Genomic DNA, 1,292 nt, shown 5'->3' with positions numbered 1-1,292 from the left:
CTTAAGCGCCAAGCGTTGAGCCAGGTGAGCAGACGTCGTCGTTTTGCCTGACCCGCCCTTGAAGTTCACCACTGAAACGACTTGAAGCTCGTCACCGTCGCGACGTCCAGGCACGTAAGTTCCAGACTTCTTTGCATTTCCTTCAAGCGTCTGACGGATTTCCCAGATATCGTCGAGCGTATAGCGGCGATGACTTCCAGCCGTCGTCTCGACGTCAACGATCTTTCCTTCTCGATGAAGCTTACGAAGATAGGTATGATCAACGCCAAGAAGTTCGGCAGCTTCGCCGCTGGTCAAAGTGCGCATCACCTTCTTTGCATCCGGCGGGAAGTGGGCAGCGCGCTGAGCATGCAGGTTCGACGCGAGAAGTTCCGCGTAGTGCCCGATGGCGATGTCTAGATCCTGCTCTACTTCGCTCATGTCTGCCCCGATCCGTGGGCGCGTTTTTTATGTGACCGCGCGTTATTTTTCGAGACTATTGCCCGACCAACCAGATTCGTGCAAGCACTTTCTAGATTTAGTGGCAGTCGGTTAGGCCAACACAAGTGTCATCTTCAGAGGAGCCCCAGCTTTTCGGCACGCTCCAGCAGCATTCTGACTGAGGAAGGCTGCCAACTGGTTCGACCGCGAGGGGTGCGCTCACGCATGGATTCGAGTCGGTCGCAGATTGCCTGCAAGGTGATCTCGGGGTCAGCACCTTTGATTGCGGCGACAATCGCAGGCAGGCGATCATCGGTTTCGCGACGTCCAGCGCGTCCAAGCACTTCAGCGGGCAGGAATCCGTCCCCCACGTATGCCTTCACGGCGCGGAGCAAACGGCTTTGGGTCCAGTGGCGGTCGTGGGGCAGGGGAGCATTGATGATACGCAGCACGTCTTCCCAGGCCATATCCGGCCGCAGGCGGCGTACATGGGGCACCCAATCCTGAGCTGTCTCGTTCAAGCGCTCCATGTAGCCGTCCTGTCGCGCCAGCCGCACCTTACGCAGCGCGGCGGGATCCTTGGCGCTTAGCCCAGGATTGCCACCAACGCGACCTTTGGCGCGCGCAGAGGCAAGACCCGCCTTGGTACGCTCGCGGATCAGAGCGCGTTCAAACTCCGCCGCGGCACCGAGGACCTGCAAGGTGAACTTGCCCTGAGGCGAGGTAGTATCGATCGGGTCATGGAGCGAGCGGAAGAAGGCACCCTTTGCCTCCAGACGCTCGATCACCTCGAGAAGGTGCGACAAAGACCGCGCAAGCCGATCAATCCGCACGACGACCAGCGTGTCGCCGTGGTCCACGCGCTCCAGAAC

General features: G+C 59.5%; 2 protein-coding genes. Both read right to left on the bottom strand.

The features are described 5' to 3' along the window. Positions 1–420, bottom strand: a 420-nt coding sequence (locus AC2FNB_RS21270; protein ID WP_496748713.1) for a MerR family DNA-binding transcriptional regulator, incomplete at its 3' end; no start/stop codon positions are given. Between the two features lie 134 nt (positions 421–554). Next, a partial coding sequence (locus tag AC2FNB_RS21265) for a recombinase family protein (RefSeq protein ID WP_496748712.1) occupies positions 555–1,292 on the bottom strand: 738 nt, incomplete at its 5' end.

It is taken from the genome of Ruegeria sp. BHSB058, from assembly GCF_059613285.1.
Note: the sequence above shows the minus strand (reverse complement) of the source record. Positions and strands in the feature narration are given on the sequence as shown.